Genomic DNA, 18,157 nt, shown 5'->3' with positions numbered 1-18,157 from the left:
GGGGGCGGAGCGCTGCGGCGCTGGAAACAGGCCGGACAGTCATGGGCTGTACGGCTTACTGACGGGAGATGACATGACGATTCGTAGCAGGCTGGCCGGACGCAGAGATGCGGTGCGGCAGGTTTTGGAGAGCAGGGACGGCGCGTTTTGGTTGCGCTGGGGCGTATGCGGCGTTCTGCTGCTCACGGCTCTGGTGACGGGCGGGGCTTCCTTTGTGGTCATAGGGCTGGGCGGTGTGCTGGGATGTATTTTTGCGCTTATGCTGGGCGCTGTTTCGGAGTTCCGCACAGGTGACGGACGGTTTGTTCCCGGCAGTGCGGGGATGGCCATCCTTTCCTTCGGGCTGGCCGGTGCGGCCTTTGTGCTGCCGGGGAAATGGTCTGTGGTGCTGGGATGCCTTGTGAGCGCAGGGTTGCTGCTGGCGCTGCTTTTGCGCCGTCTTGACCGCGAAACAGGCATGAACATTCAGACCGGCCTGTGGCTGTGCGGTGTTGCCGCCGTATTGCTGCTGATGTTTCTGTACACCGGGCCGTATGCCGGTGCCATTGCCGCAGTCGCCTTTGTTGCGGCTGCGGGGCTGTATGGATGGATGCTGGCAACGTTGCGGCAGGGTGCTGAGGTGGGGCTGCGCGCGGCGTGGCTGCTTGCGCTGGGCGTGGGCATTGCCATTTTCTCCGGCGCTGCTTTCCACAAGCTGGGAGTTGTGCCCCTGCCGGGATTGGCTTTTCAGGGGTTTGTGGTGGGAGTGGCGGCGTGTCTGCTGTTTGCCCCGCTGAAACGCCTGACCTGCTGGATTGCCTGCAAGCTGGATGAGGAAAAAGAGCCTGAGTGGTAGTTTTTTCAATAGTAAGCTGAAATACTAAGGAAAAAGCGGCGCAATCTGACGATTGCGCCGCTTCTGCTTTTGTGTGGCGGTGAGGGAGAGATTCGAACTCTCGGTACCCTGTTAAGGTACACACGATTTCCAATCGTGCTCCTTCGGCCGGACTCGGACACCTCACCAACGCGGAGTGATAGCTAGCAAAGGGGCGTAGGCTTTGCAAGAGAAAAATACGCAAAAGCGTGGATATGAGGTGTATGGAGGGCGGAATGCGGGGGATGGCAGGGGCTGCGGGAGAAATGGTATTGCGTAAGGTGCGAGCCTAAGCCTGTGATGCATGGCCACATATGGCCACACGTTGCCATACATTACCACAGATGGGGATGAAGGTGCAGGTGGTTTGATTTGCGCAAGCCCGAAATGATGAAGGCGCAAATTCGTGGAATTTGCGCCTTCTGGGAGTCGGGCACCCGGAAACAACTGTTACGGCTGCTTCTTTTCAGACCTGACCGGGTTGGCAGCGTGTCCGCCGCCCGACTCCCGGTTTCCTGCCCCAAGAGGGGAAAATGGCGGTGAGGGAGAGATTCGAACTCTCGGTACCCTGTTAAGGTACACACGATTTCCAATCGTGCTCCTTCGGCCGGACTCGGACACCTCACCACTTCAGGAAGGGAGTACCTAGCAGAAGGGGGAATGCTTGGCAAGGAGAAATGCAGTGCCGCACAGCTTTTGCGTGCGAGCCGGAACGTTCTGATACGCGGGGAGTCTGAAAGGATACGGGGCGGGCCTTTCGGCACCGCCCCGTTGTTTCATTTGTTGCAGCCTTTTTGCTTACGCAGCCCGGCACCGCACGCACAGCCGCCCGACGAGGAACCTCCCCGTCCGTCGAATGTGGGGATTCAGCCGCCCTTGGGCACGTAGTCCTTGGGCACCACCTTGATGCAGATGAGCGCAAGGACGATGAAGCCCACTACGGAAATGATGACGCCGAGCATGGTAGCACCCTCCGGGAGTCTTTACAGGCCTATACCCATGACGTTGTAGCCGCTGTCTACATGGAGAATTTCTCCCGTGACGCCGCTGGACAGGTCGCTGGCAAGATAGACGGCGCTGCGGCCCACATCTTCTATGGTGACGTTGCGACGCAGGGGGGCCTGCTCTTCAATGTAAGTGAGGATGCTGCGGAAACCGGATATGCCGGAAGCCGCCAGCGTCTTGATGGGGCCGGCGCTGATGCCGTTTATGCGTACGTTGCGGGTGCCGAGGTCCACCGCAAGGTATCGGACGCTTGCCTCCAGCGCTGCCTTGGCAACGCCCATGACGTTGTAATTGGTGATAACCTTTTCCGCACCGTAGTAGGTAAGGGTGATGACGGAGGCGTTATCTGTGAGCAGTTCTTCATACGCCTTGCACAGTGCGGTGAGCGAATAGGCGGATATGTCCAGCGCCAGCTTGTAGCCGTCGCGGGAGGTGTCTATGTAGCGGCCCTGCAGGTCGTCGCGGTTGGCGAATCCCACGGAGTGGATGAGGATATCCACGCCGCCCCATTCCTGCTTCACGCGCTCCACGGCGGCGGCGATTTCTTCGTCGCTCGTCACGTCACACTGGAAGATGAAGTCGCCGCCGAGTTCTTCGGCAATGGGTTCCACCCGCTTTTTCAGCGCATCGCCGAGAAAGTTGAAAGCAAGACGTGCGCCCTGTGCCTTAAATTCCTTGGCAATGCCGTACGCGATGCTTTTGTTGTTCGCCACACCGAAGATGAGGGCTCTTTTGCCTTCAAGCAGCATGTAGTTCTCCGAATTGTTGGTTCAGGCCCGGAAAACGCCTTTTGGCGTGTTGTGCGGGCTGTTCTGCGGTTTAGGGTGATGTGAGAGCAATGCTTACACTAGCAGGGAAGTGCCCTGCCCGTCAAAATGGAATATGCTTCTTCGTATTTTTTACGGGTCTGCGCGATCACATCCTCCGGAAGAGTGGGCGGAGGCGGGGTTTTGTCCCACGGCTGGGCCGAGAGCCAGTCGCGCAGATACTGCTTGTCAAAGCTGGGCTGCCCCTTGCCGGGGGTGTAGCCCTGCATGGGCCAGAAGCGGGAGGAATCCGGGGTGAGCACCTCGTCAATAAGGATGAGGTTGCCGTTCAGCAGGCCGAATTCGAATTTGGTGTCGGCAATGATGATGCCGCAGCCTTCCGCATATTCCCGGCCCCTGCTGAAGATTTCTATGGAAACGGCCTCCACCTTGCGGGCGAGTTCCTGACCAAGCAGGGCTGCCGCCTGTTCCACCGTGATGTTTTCGTCATGCTCGCCCAGTTCCGCCTTGGTGGACGGGGTGAACAGCGGGTTTTCCAGTTTCTGCGACTCCACAAGCCCTGTGGGCAGGGCGTGGCCGCACACGGTTCCGGTTGTCTTGTAGTCCTTCCAGCCGGAGCCGGTAATGTGGCCGCGGACAATGCACTCCACGGGCAGGGGCTTGGCTCTGTGCACCAGCACGGAGCGGCCTTCAAGCTGCGGGGCGTATTTGTGCAGCGGGGTGGGGAAATCCTTCACTTCCGAGGCGATGAGGTGGTTGGGCAGGATATCCTTGAATTTTTCCATCCAGAACAGGGTTATCTGATTGAGCACCACGCCCTTGTAGGGGATAGGCTCGTTCATGATGACATCAAAGGCGGACATGCGGTCTGTGGTGACGAGCAGCAGGGTCTGGTCGTCAATGGCGTAAATGTCGCGAACCTTGCCTCTGGAGAGGAGGGGATACTCGGTAATCTCTGTTTTGGTGACAACCTGCATGGGATTACTCCTGATGTTGCGTGTTGGAGCGCGATTCTGCCGAACGGGCGTGGGCTTCCAGCCCTTCAAGGCGGGCAAGGCGGGCTATTTTTGCGGCGCTGTGCTGCGTGAACGCCGCAGATGCCGCTATGATGCTGGACTTTTTGGTAAAGGTGTCCACGGACAGGGCGGAGGAGAACCGCGCCGTGCCGTTGGTGGGCAGCACATGGTTGGGACCGGCGAAATAGTCGCCCACAGGTTCCGGTGAGTGCGTGCCGAGGAAAATGGCCCCCGCGTTGCGGATGGCCGGGAGCATGGACCACGGGTCTGCCGTTATGATCTCCAGATGCTCCGGGGCGATGGCGTTGGAGAGTTCCAGCGCCAGTTCCATGGAGTTTGCCACGACCACGGCACCCCAGTCGGAGAGAGCCTTGCGGGCGATGTCCGCACGGGGCAGGGTTGCCAGTTGCGCCTCCAGCGCGGCAAGGACGGCATCCGCAAGGGGGGGGTGGTCCGTAACGAGAATGGCGGAGGCCAGAGCATCGTGCTCTGCCTGCGAGAGCATGTCTGCCGCGATGTGCTCGGCACGGGCTGTTTTGTCGGCAAGGATGAGGATTTCGCTGGGGCCTGCGATCATGTCTATGCCGACCTTGCCGATGAGCATGCGTTTTGCCGTGGCGACAAAGATGTTGCCGGGACCGGCGATGACATCTACCGGCGCGATGGTGCCGGTGCCGTAGGCAAGGGCGGCCACAGCCCATGCGCTGCCACAGGCGTATACCTCGTTAAGGCCCAGTGCGTGTGCCGCGGCGAGAATATATGGATTGGGTGAGCCGTCCCCGCTGGGCGGAGAGACCACGGCGATGGCGGGAACCCCGGCCACCTGTGCGGGGATGGCGTTCATGAGCATGCTGGAAATGAGGGGGGTGTTGCCGCCCTGCCCGCCGGGCACGTAGAGGCCCACGCGGTCTACCGGGCGGACCATCTGGCCCAGCACCGTGCCGTCCGGCCGGGTGGTGAACCACGAGTTCTGTTTCTGGCGTTCATGGAATTCGCGGATGTTCTGCGCGGCTTCCAGAATGATGGCGAGGTCGTCGGCAGGCACCTCTTTCGCGGCTTGGGCCAGAGACTCCGGGGCTACCCGGAGCATATCCGCTGAAAAATCGGGGCAGTCGAAGCGGCGGGTGTACTCGATAAGAGCCGCGTCTCCGTCCGAGGCCACGGCGGCGAGGATGTCCCGCACGACCGGTTCCACGGAATTGCCGGGATCGTCCCGCCCGGCGAGCATGCCGCGCAGGGGAATGCCGTCCTGCGCGGACCGGTAGTGTAGAAGGCGACAGGGCATGGCGGCTCCTTGTGGTGTTTCGGTATGGGCGTATCCTTATAGGAGCGCGGCGGAAAAGTCGAGTGCGAGCCGCCAGACGGGAGTGCTTGTAAGCCGTCTGCAGGAACTGGGCGGATGGATGATGTGAGGAGAATGGCCGGGGCTAGCCTGAACGGATGCCCTTGTTTCCGGCATGCTTAAGCGCGCTCTGCAGAGCCAAGGCCAGAGTCAGGTTTTGAGTCAGGGGGTGGGTCGTCAGGGGTGAGTTGGTGCCCGGAAAATCCTTGGGAAAATATAAAGCCGGGGGCCTGAGCCCCCGGCTGTCAAAGCGTCAGGTTTGCCGCAGTGTGCTTATGCGCAGTACGCCTTAGAAGGTGTACTGGAAGATCACGTTGGCCTTCCAAGCATCTTCGTCGTACTTGACGGCATTGGCGCCGTTCAGGCCCCAGGTGGAGTCGTCGAGGTCCAGGTTGATGTAGCCCAGTTCGACGATCATGGCCAGGTTTTCATAGATCATGTACTTGTGGTCGAAGTTCACTTCCCAAGCATGGTCCTTGTCTGTCATGAACTTGCCAACGTTGTTGCGCAGGAAGGTGGCCTTGGAGGTAGAGGTGTACTTGACCAGGCTGTCCAGCACGTCGTGATCGTTGGTACCTTCCATGTACACGACGCGGACCTGGGAGGTCAGGTCTTCGATGACCTTGATGTCTTCCAGCAGGAGGCCTGCGCCCCACTTGCCGTCCATGGTTGCGCCCATCATTTCGCCGGTACCCACGGTGAAGCCGCCGCTGTAGCCGTAGTAGCCGAAGGAGGTGGGAGCAAAGGCACCCTTGATGAAGGGCAGGCGCTCGGAACCGTTGGTGATGTCGTCGTCTTCACCGGAACCGTACCAGCCGATCACGCCGGGGGTGAGCATGTCCATCTTGTAGCTCAGCTTGGCAGCAAGGGCCCAGCCTTCGCGGTCAAGGATGTCGCTGTCGGTGTGGAAGACGGTACCGTTCGCGAAAGCGTTCGCGGGATCAGTGCCGTTGACACCGGTCAGGCGGTAGTTCAGATCGCCGCCGTCAACCTTGCCGTATACGGCGTCGAACTTGAACACGATGGGATCAAACATGTTCAGTTCATAGCCGAGGCCGAGCCACCATGCGCGATGGTTGTCGATGTTCTCAGTGCCGTTGTAGGAATTGTAAATGAAGGCGGGGAGGGCAGTGTGGGTAGCCGGACCCCAGTTGTTGGTAGCGTTGCCAGAGATGACCCCGCTGGGCACGTTGGCTGCGAACAGGGACTGCAAGCCACCAACGGCCTGAGCACCGCCGCCCACTGCGCCGTACATGGCCCAGGGGTTGATCTTCATACCGTCCAGCTTGACGCCAGCGATGAGACCGAACAGGTCGATTTCGTCGTTGTGGTTACGGCCAACGCCGGACAGAGTGTCACTCTGACGGGCATCATAGGGACGTGCCCAGAAGGCGTTCAGGGTGAACATGTCGTTGAACTTGTAGGTGGCGAGGATGGCAGCCACGTCGTCGTTCAGGATGGGGGAACCGGCAACTGCGCCGGGCAGGGCTACGCCCTGGATACCCATGCGGAACGCCAGGTCGGTGTTCGGCACGGTCCAGTCGATGAAGGCGCGCTTGGTTTCGATGTTGATACCGTCGGCACCGAGGGCGCCGCCCTTGACCTTGGTATCGCCAGCGTCGTTGCGGCCCCATACGTTGTCGATTTCAAAGAACACGACACCGGACAGGTTTTCGCTGGCAACGATGTCGATCTGGGTGCGGAAACGCTGCTGGGCGACAAAGTCGTCTTCGGAAGTGCCGTCACCACCGGTGGAGGAGCCCTTCTCGAAGTTGGTGTTGTCCATCCAGCCATATTCCATGGCGAACGAGCCCTTGGCCTTGATGTCGGCAGCGGAGCTGTTGGCGACAGCACCGAAAACCAGACAGAGGGCGAGCATCAGAGTAATGATGCGATTCATAATTGTAATCCTTCCTTCTTTTACTGTGTGTGCGGTCCTGACGCGGGTGACCGTTAACCTTCCTGAAGACGAGCTATACTGCCAAAGGCAATGTGTCGCAAGGGGGGGGAGTCAAATTTTTTTTACGCATCCTTTTATGGCGACAATTTCGTCGTAAAAGTCAATTTTACTGTTTTATTTCAGACTGTTGTTTCATGACATAAGGTTGAGAAACATCTCCTTGTGAGCACTCGCTTCGCTGGATATGTCAAAATGTCACAAAAATGACACGCGGAGAAAAGCGGTGCTGAAAAGGAAGGGCTTCAGGTGGTATATTTTTGTGCTCTGGCTGAAATAATGCGCGCAGAGATGCGCGTGGCGGGCGCAACGTGAAAAGCCTTCGGCAGGGAGCCGAAGGCTTTTTTACGTGGTGCATGGCGGGTTAGAACGGAGAGGCTTCCAGCCGCAGGCGGTTTAAGCGCACTTGCGCAAACTGCCTGTGGACCTGCAGTTGGTTCTTCTGCTGCCGGTTCAGGTGGATCTCCTGTGAGAAGAAAATGCCTTTTGCCGGGTCTTCCATAGCGAATAGGCGCTTCAGTTCGGCATCAAGCTCCTGCAACTGCCGGTCGAAGGAGGTGATAAACTCCTGCAGCGCGGGAATGTTATCCGGCAATAATTCTGCGGCGTTTGGGCTGCTCATCTGTGATCTCCTGCCGTGGTTTGCGGGACATGTCGGGAGTCGGCAGACCATTGTAGAGCGTCCAGAAGGACGGCATCAGGTCTGTTACACTGCCGGGGTTGGAAAGCTTGATGGAACGGCGCAGAAAGGCCAGCATGGCAACAGCCATAGTCCAGAAGGCATCGGGACTGGACCAGACTGCGGCAGCTGGAACATCGGCTGAGGGAAACACCTTGCCCTCGTCCAGCAGCATGTTCGCCTGTGCCACGAAACCGTCCACCAGTACGGTATCCATGTCTGCCGGGAGCGGGGGAAGGGGCACGGGGGTGCCGGTGGCCTTTGCCCGCGCGCAGGCCATGGCTATGGACAGCGGCAGATAGCGGGCAGGCAGGCTGCCTGTTTCAAGCCCGATGGCACGTGCCACTTCGGGGGTGTGCGAAGAAGTGACCGAAGTGGCGGTTACCTCGACGCGCAGGCCTGCGGAGCGGAGCAGGTTGAGGGCGTCGTCACCTTCTGCGGTGCCGGAAGGCCAGACACCGCTCAGGCGTACCGTTCCGGCAGCGAACACCGGCAGGGCAAGCAGGTTGACGCTGATGCTCGGGTCCAGTGTGAGGCCGGGTTCTGCGGGCAGGGCGGCGGGGCCGGGATAAATGGTGAAGGCACTGGCGGTACCTTCTGCCTGTATGCCGCACTGTTCGAGCATTTTGCGCACTTCGAGCAGGCAGGATTCGCCGTGGGGATTGTTGATCAGGTTCAGGGTGACCCGCAGGTCCCACGTTGTGGCAGCCACGAGGCAGGCACACACAGCCTCTGCCGGAAGGTCGGCCGGAAGGGCGATGGCATCAGGGATAACGCCGGAGCATTCCAGCCGGACGGGCAGCCCGTTGGAGCGGGGCACCACGTGGGCCATGCGTGCTCCTATCTGCGGCAGGAAATGGCGGAAGGCCGTGAGGTCTGCATCCTTGAGGACGGAGCCGCCCGTAAATTTAAGGGTGCCGTGGCGGCCCGCAGCCATGAGGGCAAGCAGGTAGAAGTTGAGAGCATCGTCCCCGGCAAAAATAACTTTGTCCGCGAATTCCAGAACGCTGGCATCGCGCGAAACTATGTCGTCATCCTGCCGATGCAGGGAAGCACCCGCCTGATTGAGTGCCTTAACCAGTTCATGGACCGGGTCGGCGGTAGGGACGCTGCGCAGCCTGCAGGAGGTGCCGGAGGAGGCGGCAAGGGTCATCCAGAGCCGGGACGCGCGCAACGATGCCGGTCCGGGCAGGTCTACCTGTACGGGTTTGCGGTTTGGGGAGAGAACGAATTCCGTCTGCTCATCCGACGCGGCCTTGGTGGTGAAATCTATATCCTGAATCAGGGTGAAAAGCTGGCGGGCAAGGCGCGGGTCCTTGCTGAACTTGGTGGCATTGGCTTCCCAAAGCAGGCGCAGCTGCTTTTCGCTGGCGATGCCGGAGGTGCCGGAGCCTTCCTTTTTGGGGCGGCGGGTCTTTTGCAGGAGCTTGGAACGACGGGCCAGAAGCTTCATCAGTTCCACATCGAGTTCGCTGATCTCTTCGACGAGCGTAATATTCTTTTTTATCATCACGTGGTGCCTTGCATTGGTTTGTGTGGCGTTCCCGTAGCGTGAAACCGTTTGACCCGCAAGAAGAATAATCGGTGCCACGGGGTTGCCATGGTGCGAGCATGACCGTGTAACAGGGGGCGTGCAAGTATATATGATATCTGTCCGCGGCGCAGGAGTGGCAAGGGATAGGGTATGTGACAAAAATCACAATGGCCGGGCGGCGAGGTTTTTCGGGGAAGTGCTTGCGTGGGCGGGCACGGTGGCAGGCGCCTGAAAGGTGTTCTGGTTACGTATGTGGGGGAAAGAAAAGGCAAGTTTGATTGAGCGCTCAGGGTGTTCCGAAAGACAGATGGCAAAAAAGGAAGGGGCGTCGTGAAAAAGTCTAGATATGTCAGATGTGCTTCCATTTCGTGAAAATATGCATTTGGATGCCAGAGTTGCTTGCAACCTTTGCTCAATCCATGTAAATGCCTATGGACCATCCGGCATCAGCCGTAGGGTTTTGGGTCTTCGGAGATGGGCAAAGTTGTATTATTCCATGTGGTTGATTGGGTGCTGGAGGTGTTTGTGAAAAAAACGCACAAGCCTCTTGACCAGATGCCGCCTGCTTTGTTAAATCTCTCACAAATGCTGCGGAGTAGTCGCCCGTAGCGGTTTGAGTTTTCGATGGAGCCCCAAAAGGCAGGGGGACACAGTTCGTACCTGCTTTTTAGTCTCCATCGGAAAGATGGACCCTGAAATGGGAAAAAGGCTTTTAGGTAAAACCTTTAATTTCGTTGTGTTGGAGGATTAAGGTATGCCGACTTATGTAGACCCGTCTAAGTGCGATGGCTGCAAGGGTGGCGAAAAGACCGCCTGCATGTACATCTGCCCCAATGACCTCATGATCCTGGACCCCGAAGCCATGCGTGCATTCAACCAGGAGCCCGAAGCATGCTGGGAATGCTACTCCTGCGTGAAGATTTGTCCTCAGGGCGCAATCACCGCTCGCCCCTACGCTGACTTCGCTCCCATGGGCGGCACTTGTATTCCCATGCGCTCCGCTGATTCCATCATGTGGACCGTCAAGTTCCGTAACGGCAACGTCAAGCGCTTCAAGTTCCCCATCCGCACCACCCCCGAAGGTTCCCTCAAGCCCTTCGAAGGCAAGCCGGAGCCGACCAACCTGGACGACGAACTGCTGTTCACCGAAAAGGAACTTGTAAAGCCCATCGAAGCCCTGTGCCAGAAGTTTGAAGTCGCTGAAGCCGACATCACCATGGTCAAGAAGGCTTCCGCTGTTTAATCGCAGCGTAGCGTAACAAACGAAAAAATTTCCTACAGGAGATATTATCATGCCGATGATTCCCGTTAAGGAACAGCCCCGTGGTGTTGCGATTGCCGAACCGGTGATCAAGGAACACGACGTTGACATCCTGATGGTTGGTGGTGGTATGGGTAACTGCGGCGCAGCTTTCGAAGCTGTGCGCTGGGCAGACAAGTTTGCTCCCGACCTGAAGATCCTGCTTGTGGACAAGGCCGCTCTTGAGCGTTCCGGTGCCGTTGCACAGGGCCTTTCCGCCATCAACACCTACCTTGGCAAGAACAATGCCGACGATTACGTCCGCATGGTTCGTACCGACCTGATGGGCCTGGTTCGCGAAGACCTTATCTTCGACCTTGGCCGTCACGTTGACGATTCCGTTCACCTGTTCGAAGAGTGGGGCCTGCCCTGCTGGATCAAGGACGAGCACGGCCACAACCTGGACGGCGCAGCCGCCAAGGCAGCCGGCAAGTCCCTGCGTAACGGCGACGAATGCGTTCGTTCCGGCCGTTGGCAGATGATGATCAACGGTGAGTCCTACAAGTGTATCGTTGCAGAAGCCGCCAAGAACGTTCTGGGCGAATCCCGCATCATGGAGCGCATCTTTGTTGTGAAGCTGCTGCTCGACGCCAAGGAAGAAAACCGCATCGCCGGTGCCGTGGGCTTTAACCTGCGCGCCAACGAAGTGCACATCTTCCGCACCAACGCCATGGTTGTGGCTTGCGGCGGCGCCGTTAACGTGTACAAGCCCCGCTCCACCGGTGAAGGCCTGGGTCGTGCATGGTACCCCGTTTGGAACGCAGGTTCCACCTACACCATGTGCGCACAGGTCGGCGCAGAAATGACCATGATGGAAAACCGCTTCGTGCCCGCCCGCTTCAAGGACGGTTACGGCCCGGTTGGCGCATGGTTCCTGCTCTTCAAGGCCAAAGCCACCAACTACAAGGGTGAAGACTACTGCGCAACCAACCGCGCAATGCTGAAGCCCTACGAAGATCGTGGCTACGCTAAGGGTCACGTTATTCCCACCTGCCTGCGTAACCACATGATGCTTCGCGAAATGCGCGAAGGTCGCGGTCCCATCTACATGGACACCAAGACCGCCCTGCAGTCCACCTTCGAGACCATGACTCCTGCTCAGCAGAAGCACCTCGAAGCCGAAGCATGGGAAGACTTCCTCGACATGTGCGTGGGGCAGGCCAACCTTTGGGCTTGTATGAACATTCAGCCCGAAGAAACCGGTTCTGAAATCATGCCCACCGAACCTTACCTGCTCGGTTCCCACTCCGGTTGCTGCGGTATCTGGGCCTCCGGCCCCGACGAGCCCTGGGTGCCCGAAGACTACAAGGTTCGCGCTGCCAACGGTAAGGTGTACAACCGTATGACCACCGTTATGGGCCTGTGGACCTGCGCAGACGGCGTTGGCGCTTCCGGCCACAAGTTCTCCTCCGGTTCCCATGCTGAAGGCCGTATCTGCGGCAAGCAGATGGTGCGCTGGTGCGTAGACCACAAGGACTTCAAGCCCACCATAGCTGAAGATTCCAAGGCTCTGGCTGACCTGATCTACCGCCCCTACAAGAACTACATGGCTGGCAAGGACGCTTCCACCTGCCCCGTGGTGAACCCCGAGTACATCTCGCCCAAGAACTTCATGATGCGTCTCATGAAGTGCACCGACGAATACGGCGGTGGCGTGGGTACCTACTACACCACTTCCGAAGCAGCTCTGAACACCGGCTTCCATCTGATGGACATGCTGGAAGAAGACTCCCTGAAGCTGGCCGCCCGCGACCTGCACGAACTGCTCCGTTGCTGGGAAAACTACCACCGTCTGTGGACCGTGCGCCTGCACATGCAGCACATCTCCTTCCGGACGGAATCCCGTTACCCCGGCTTCTACTATCGCGCAGACTTCATGGGTCTGGACGATGCCAAGTGGAAGTGCTTCGTGAACTCCAGGTACGACGTGAAGACCGGTGAAACCACCATCTTCAAGAAGCCCTACTACCAGATCATTCCCACTGCCTAATCATCTGAAGTAGGCTAGAGAACCCCCGGGCGGTTGCGGGAAACCGCAACCGCCCTTTTCCTTCCCTGACCCAGACGGTCTAAGCCGGGGCAGTAAGTAAATGCGCCTTATTGTCTGGGCTTAGGCCGTTTTGATGAAGAGGCCTGAAACATCCGTAGGGAGGATTGCAAGAATGTCGAACTCCATACTCGTCGTCGGCGGCGGCTTCAGCGGTATTACAGCCGCGCTGGAGGCTGCGGAACTCGGCTACGAAGTGTACATCGTCGAGAAAAGCCCATTTCTTGGCGGCCGGGTGGCACAGCTGAACAAATATTTTCCCAAGCTCTGCCCTCCGTCCTGTGGCCTGGAAATCCAGTTCCAGCGCATCAAGAAAAACCCCAATGTGAAATTCTTTACCCAGGCCACGGTGGAATCCGTGGCGGGCGAGGCGGGCAATTTTACGGTGACACTGAATGTCGCCCCCCGCTGCACCGCTCCCAGCAGCGCCAACCTTGGCGAACTTGCAGAAAGCCTTGAAGGGGAAGTGAGCGATGCCTTCAACTTCGGCCTCTCCACCCGCAAGCCTCTGTACATGGACACCCCTTTCGGATTCCCCAACCGCTATGTGCTGGAAAAGGACAACCTTTCCAAGGCTGACAAGCTGAAGATAGGCTCCAATGCGCACTGTGACCTGAACGAATCGGAAAAGAACGTGGTGCTGAACGTGGGCAGCATTGTGCTTGCCACGGGATGGAAGCCCTACGACGTGACCCGGCTTTCCAACCTTGGGGCAGGCAAGATCAAGAACTGCGTTTCCAACATGCAGCTTGAGCGTCTGGCTTCTCCCAACGGCCCCACCGACGGAAAGATCACCCGTCGCACAGACGGCAAGGCTCCCAAAAAGATCGCCTTTGTGCAGTGTGCGGGCTCCCGTGACCAGAATCACCTGAATTTCTGTTCCTACATCTGCTGCATGGCCTCCCTGAAGCAGGCTCTGTATGTTCGTGAACAGTATCCCGATGCGGAAGTCACCATCTACTACATCGACCTGCGCACCCCCGGACGCTACGACAAGTTCATGCGCAAGGTGACCGCCGACGAGATGATTCATCTGGTCAAGGGCAAGGTTGCCGGCGTGGAGAGCGATGCCGCCACCGGCGATGTGATTGTTGAAGTGGAAGACGCCGTGAAGGGCGAGAAGAAGAAAGTTCGCCACGATATGGTTGTGCTTGCCACCGGCATGCAGCCCAGTCTGGCAGGTGAAAAGAATCCGTTCGGCGTCCAGCTTGATGAAGATGGTTTCGTTATCGGCGGCGAGGCCAAGGGTATTTTCGCAGCCGGCTGCGCCACGAAGCCCCTGGATGTCATGCGCACCGCGCAATCCGGCACAAGTGCCGCGCTTAAAGCTATCCAGACGGTGCGAGGGAGGTAGTTCATAATGGCCGATAAAATTGGCGTATACTTTGACCAGTCGGCTCTCGGCATCATTGACGGCGAGGAGCTTGCTGCACACGTTTCCAAGAAGTTCGGCGGTGCATGTCCCGCCGTGAAGGTCTTCCCGGTGCTTGCCGCGGAAAGTGCCCGTGCGGAAATCCGCGCGGACATAGAAGAGAACGGGCTGAACGGCGTGCTGCTGTGCGGTTCTTCTCCCCGCGTTGACTGGGATATCTACAACTTTGAAGGGGTGATCGTCGACCGCGTGAACCTGCGCGAGCAGTGTGTCATGTCGTTCCGCGACGCAGACGGCTCCGTGCCCGAGGCCGGTGACGATGCCCCCGAACTGCTCATGCTCATGGCAAAAGACTATGTGAACATGGGCATCTTCAAGATGCAGAAGACCGGAATTCCCACTCCGCCCGAGTTCGAGACGGTGAAGACCATTCTCGTTGTCGGCGGCGGCTGGGCGGGCCTGACCGCTGCCAAGCAGGCGGCGGACTACGGGTATGACGTGATTGTGGTGGAGAAGGAGGCTGAACTGGGCGGCCGCGCCAAGGGCATGCTCAAGACCGTTCCGCTGGAATATCCCTACACCGACGCCCATGCCACAGGCATAGAAAACAAGATTGCCGCTGTGACCGAGAATTCCAAGATCAAGGTTATTACCGGCGCGCGTCTTGAAATGCTGGAAGGTCTGCCCGGACAGTACACCGCCACCGTCAAGGGTGAGCAATATTCTGTGGGTGCCGTGGTGCTGGCCGCCGGCTGGGTTCCGCAGAATACCAAGGTGCTCGGCCCGCTGGGCTACGGCTCGGTACCCAACGTGGTAACCGCCGCCGAGTTTGAGAAGATGGCCAAGGAAGGAACCCTTTCCGCCAAGCGCGTGGCCTTTATCCTGAACACGAGCCTTGTGGACGGTGGTGACATTTACGCCCCCGTGTGCGCTGAGGAAGCCGAGCCGGCAGCCAAGAAAGAAGGCGAGGAAGAAGCTCCCAAGTATGTGCACAAGGACCTTGAGTCCGTACGTCACCTGCCCATCTCCAACGCCATCAGCTCCGTGGTTGCCCTGAAGCAGGCCAACTATGTGTGCGATACCTTTGAAGACGGACAGGCCTTCATACTCTATGATTCCATGGTGGTGCAGGGCATTCATGAGCGCTACTACAAGGCTGCCCAGAACCGTCTGGGCATTATGATGTCCAAGGCGGACATCAAGAGCGTTACCGCCGAAGGCGATGGCGTTCTCGTTTCCGCAGCCAACACGCTTATGGGCGGCGATGTGGATATTCCGGTGGATATGGTGGTTCTGCCCACGGGTATAGTGCCCGCCACGGCAAAGGATCCCATTATGAACTTCGTGTACCGTCAGGGACCGAACTTCCCGGATCTGGAACTGTTTGAAGGGTATGCGGATTCCAACTATATCTGCTTCCCCTACGAAACCCGCCGCACCGGGGTGTATGCCGCCGGTTGCGTACGTCAGCCCATGATGCTGGATGCAGCCGAAGAAGACGCCATAGGCGCCACCCTGAAGGCCATTCAGTGCATTGAGTCTGCCAACCGCGGCGTGGCTGTGCATCCGCGTTCCGGCGACCTGAGCTACCCGGTGTTCAACTTTGTGCGCTGCACCCAGTGCAAGCGCTGCACGGAAGAATGTCCCTTCGGCGCACTGGATGACGACGAAAAGGGAACGCCGCTGCCCAACTACAGCCGCTGCCGCCGTTGCGGTACCTGTATGGGTGCCTGCCCCGAGCGCGTTATCTCCTTCGACAACTACAACGTCGACCAGATAGGCACCATGATCCGCGAAGTATACGTTCCGGACAACATGGAGACCGGCGGTCCGCGCGTCATCATCCTCGCCTGCGAGAACGACGCATATCCCGCGCTGGATATGGCCGCTATCCGCGGCAAGAAGTGGAGCCCCTACGTGCGTATTATTCCCGTGCGCTGCCTTGGCTCCGTGAATGCCATCTGGGTTGCGGATGCCATGTCCAAGGGCATAGACGGCGTGATGATGCTCGGTTGCAAATACGGTGACGACTACCAGTGCCACTTTGTCAAGGGATCGGAAATCTGCAACCGCCGCAAGGACAACATTGCCGAAACGCTTAACCGTCTCGGCGTGGAACCTGACCGCGTGGAACAGTACGAAGTCGCCATAGACGAGTACGACAAGGTGCCGGATATGATCGAAGAGTTCATGAATATGATCTTCGAAAAGGGTCCGAACCCGTTCAAGGGCTACTAGGAGGAGACGGAACATGGCTCAGCCCGTAAGAATAGAACCTGATCTTCAGTTTGTAAAAGAGTTGCAAGCTGTTGGTGGGGACTCGCTGAAAAAGTGCTATCAGTGCGCTACCTGCAGTGTGGCCTGCCCCATCTCTCCTGCGAGCAACCCGTACCCCCGCAAGGAAATGGTATGGGCCTCCTGGGGGCTCAAGGAAAAACTCATAAACAACCCCGACATCTGGCTCTGCCACAACTGCGGCACCTGCTCCGACCTGTGCCCGCGGGGTGCCAAGCCCGGTGACCTGCTCAGCGCCCTGCGCAACATGGCGTACCAGCGCGTGAACCTCTTCCCGGCCATAGGGAAGTGGATGAGCAGCCCCAAGTATCTGATTCATCTCATCGCCATTCCGGCGATCATATGGGCGATTGTGTGGTTCATCCGCGCATCGCAGCTTGGTACCGCGTTCCCGGTCACTCCGTCCGGTGACATTGTGTTCGGGCTGCTTTTCCCGGGCGACTTCACCATTGACCCCATTTTCATGGCGACCTTCTTCGGCATGGTGTTCTGCTTCTTCAAAGGCACGAAGAACCTTATTGACTCCTTCAAACCTGAGGGGACGACACTGGTTCTGGGCAAGCAGAAGCCGCTGCTCATGTGCCTGAAGGACGTGCTGCTTGAAGAAGTGATGACCCACAAGAAGTTCAAGGACTGCGGCGATGACCGTTCCGACCGCAAGGCCGGGCACATGCTGGTCTTCTACGCCTTCCTTGCCCTGATGGTGGTTACCGGCCTTATCGCGGTTGCCCACTGGGGCGGAAAGGTTATTCCGGCCATAGACCTGCTGCACACCCCCCTGAATCTTACCAACCCGGTGAAGATTCTGGCGAACGTGGGCGCGATCATGCTGATCGTGGGTCTGGCCATTCTGACCAACAACCGCCGCAGCCAGGACGACGCCAAGACCAAGTCCAACTATTACGACTGGTACCTGCTTAATGTCATCTGGGCTGTCGCCCTGACCGGCGTGCTTTCCCAACTGACCCGCCTGGCAGGCATTCCCCAGATTGCGTACGTTGTGTACTACCTGCATCTGGTCACGGTGTGGATGCTCTTTGCATACCTGCCGTGGTCCAAGCTGGGGCATCTGGTGTATCGCACCGCCGCGCTTACCTATGTACGTCACATGGGACGCCGTTAGGAACGACAGCGCGCTCCCGCACGGCGGGAGCGCGCTTTGAACGACTCTTACAGAAAATAATCTTTCCTTGAGTATAGGAGGCCCAAATGTCTGAAGAAGCACGCAGGGTTTTCAAGATGGAAACCATTCTTGGTGTCATCGCCGGTAAAAGCGGTGCCGATGTTGCCGATCTGCTCGGCTATCTTTCGCAGCGCGACCTTTCCCCGGAAGAATTGGGTGCCGTGGCTCCCATTGCCAAGGGATGGCTGTACAGCCTTGAGCCGCGTTTCATGAAGTGTGAGTATTCCGAGAACGTGGCGTTTGAAGAGTGGGCACAGAAGCAGGCCGCCGAACTGGGCGACAATGTTTCCATTGAACCCATTCCCGCAGCCGAAATGTCCGGAATTTCCGTTGTGCTGGACAAGATGGCGGACTCCAAGGCCGCCATTGCGGCCCAGGCAGGAGAAATTGCCGATCTGAAGGCCAAAGTGGCCGCACTGGCTCCCTTTGAAGGCAAGACCGCGACCCTTGAAAAGCAGGTTGCCGATCTGAACGGCAAGCTGGACAAGTCCAAGGCTGACCTGACTGCCGCACAGAAGGAACTGAAGACCTTTGACGGCAAGGTTGCCATCAGCGAAAAGGAAATCGAATCGTCCGTGAAGGATATGGTTTCCAAGGCTGTGAAGGAAGCTCTTGCCAACCTGCCCGTGGGCGCAGCCGTTGCGGGTGCCGCAGCCGGTGCTGTGGCTGCTGAGGCAGCCGCTCCTGCTGACGACTTTGGTTCCACCGACAGCAGCGGTGCTGTGCCGGATACCTTCGGTTTCGGAGCCTCCGGTTCCGGAGACGACGGTTTCGGCTTCTAAGCGAACCGCGTTTGACAGACGACGA

13 protein-coding genes, 2 tRNA genes and 1 other RNA gene are annotated in these 18,157 nt (G+C 58.5%); 7 read left to right on the top strand and 9 right to left on the bottom strand.

Translation table 11 applies throughout. The annotated features are described in order from the left end of the window. Nucleotides 1-73 precede the first annotated feature (73 nt). Nucleotides 74-835, top strand: coding sequence for a hypothetical protein (locus HUV26_RS07050; RefSeq protein WP_174409409.1), 762 nt, complete (start codon nt 74-76; stop codon nt 833-835). 74 nt (nt 836-909) lie between these two features. On the opposite strand, the gene HUV26_RS07045 is transcribed toward HUV26_RS07050, so the two are convergent. The 9 genes from HUV26_RS07045 to HUV26_RS07005 form a co-directional block, all read right to left on the bottom strand. After that, nucleotides 910-1,002, bottom strand: a tRNA-Ser gene (locus tag HUV26_RS07045). Between the two features lie 268 nt (nt 1,003-1,270). After that, nucleotides 1,271-1,366, bottom strand: an RNA gene (ffs, locus tag HUV26_RS07040) — signal recognition particle sRNA small type. Nucleotides 1,367-1,387: 21 nt separating this feature from the next. Beyond that, nucleotides 1,388-1,480 (bottom strand) — tRNA-Ser (locus tag HUV26_RS07035). A gap of 356 nt (nt 1,481-1,836) precedes the next feature. After that, entirely contained in the window at nt 1,837-2,607 is a 771-nt protein-coding gene (locus HUV26_RS07030; RefSeq protein WP_174409408.1) for an enoyl-ACP reductase FabI, read from the bottom strand. A 98-nt stretch (nt 2,608-2,705) separates the two neighbouring features. Beyond that, nucleotides 2,706-3,602: a phosphoribosylaminoimidazolesuccinocarboxamide synthase gene (locus HUV26_RS07025; protein ID WP_174409407.1), complete on the bottom strand. Its 897-nt coding sequence runs from the start codon at nt 3,600-3,602 to the stop codon at nt 2,706-2,708. 4 nt (nt 3,603-3,606) lie between these two features. Beyond that, nucleotides 3,607-4,926: a histidinol dehydrogenase gene (gene hisD, locus HUV26_RS07020; protein WP_174409406.1), complete on the bottom strand. Its 1,320-nt coding sequence runs from the start codon at nt 4,924-4,926 to the stop codon at nt 3,607-3,609. Between the two features lie 346 nt (nt 4,927-5,272). Continuing rightward, complete coding sequence (locus HUV26_RS07015; RefSeq protein WP_174409405.1) at nt 5,273-6,883, bottom strand: outer membrane homotrimeric porin; 1,611 nt, start codon at nt 6,881-6,883, stop codon at nt 5,273-5,275. A 421-nt stretch (nt 6,884-7,304) separates the two neighbouring features. Beyond that, nucleotides 7,305-7,562, bottom strand: coding sequence for a hypothetical protein (locus HUV26_RS07010; RefSeq protein WP_174409404.1), 258 nt, complete (start codon nt 7,560-7,562; stop codon nt 7,305-7,307). Beyond that, nucleotides 7,525-9,129, bottom strand: a complete 1,605-nt coding sequence (locus HUV26_RS07005; RefSeq protein ID WP_174409403.1) for a carboxyvinyltransferase — start codon at nt 9,127-9,129, stop codon at nt 7,525-7,527. The genes HUV26_RS07010 and HUV26_RS07005 overlap by 38 nt, the downstream gene beginning before the upstream one ends. Before the next feature lie 778 nt (nt 9,130-9,907). Here HUV26_RS07005 and aprB point away from each other — a divergent pair. From aprB to HUV26_RS06975, 6 genes are all read left to right on the top strand, one after another. Beyond that, nucleotides 9,908-10,396 (top strand): adenylyl-sulfate reductase subunit beta, encoded by a 489-nt coding sequence (gene aprB, locus HUV26_RS07000; protein ID WP_174409402.1) that lies wholly within the window; start codon nt 9,908-9,910, stop codon nt 10,394-10,396. Nucleotides 10,397-10,445: 49 nt separating this feature from the next. Beyond that, the gene (gene aprA, locus HUV26_RS06995; RefSeq protein ID WP_174409401.1) at nt 10,446-12,443 is read left to right on the top strand and encodes an adenylyl-sulfate reductase subunit alpha; all 1,998 of its coding nucleotides are present in this window, start codon (nt 10,446-10,448) and stop codon (nt 12,441-12,443) included. A gap of 172 nt (nt 12,444-12,615) precedes the next feature. Next, nucleotides 12,616-13,854, top strand: coding sequence for a CoB--CoM heterodisulfide reductase iron-sulfur subunit A family protein (locus tag HUV26_RS06990; protein ID WP_174409400.1), 1,239 nt, complete (start codon nt 12,616-12,618; stop codon nt 13,852-13,854). A 6-nt stretch (nt 13,855-13,860) separates the two neighbouring features. Next, nucleotides 13,861-16,110 (top strand): hydrogenase iron-sulfur subunit, encoded by a 2,250-nt coding sequence (locus HUV26_RS06985; RefSeq protein WP_174409399.1) that lies wholly within the window; start codon nt 13,861-13,863, stop codon nt 16,108-16,110. A 13-nt stretch (nt 16,111-16,123) separates the two neighbouring features. After that, a complete protein-coding gene (gene qmoC / locus HUV26_RS06980) occupies nt 16,124-17,290 on the top strand; it encodes a quinone-interacting membrane-bound oxidoreductase complex subunit QmoC (RefSeq protein ID WP_174409398.1) in 1,167 nt (388 codons plus the stop codon). An 86-nt stretch (nt 17,291-17,376) separates the two neighbouring features. After that, nucleotides 17,377-18,132 (top strand): hypothetical protein, encoded by a 756-nt coding sequence (locus HUV26_RS06975; protein ID WP_174409397.1) that lies wholly within the window; start codon nt 17,377-17,379, stop codon nt 18,130-18,132. Nucleotides 18,133-18,157: the final 25 nt, after the last annotated feature.

The sequence above is a fragment of the Desulfovibrio psychrotolerans genome (genome assembly GCF_013340305.1).
Classification (GTDB): Bacteria; Desulfobacterota; Desulfovibrionia; order Desulfovibrionales; family Desulfovibrionaceae; genus Halodesulfovibrio; species Halodesulfovibrio psychrotolerans.
Note: the sequence above shows the minus strand (reverse complement) of the source record. Positions and strands in the feature narration are given on the sequence as shown.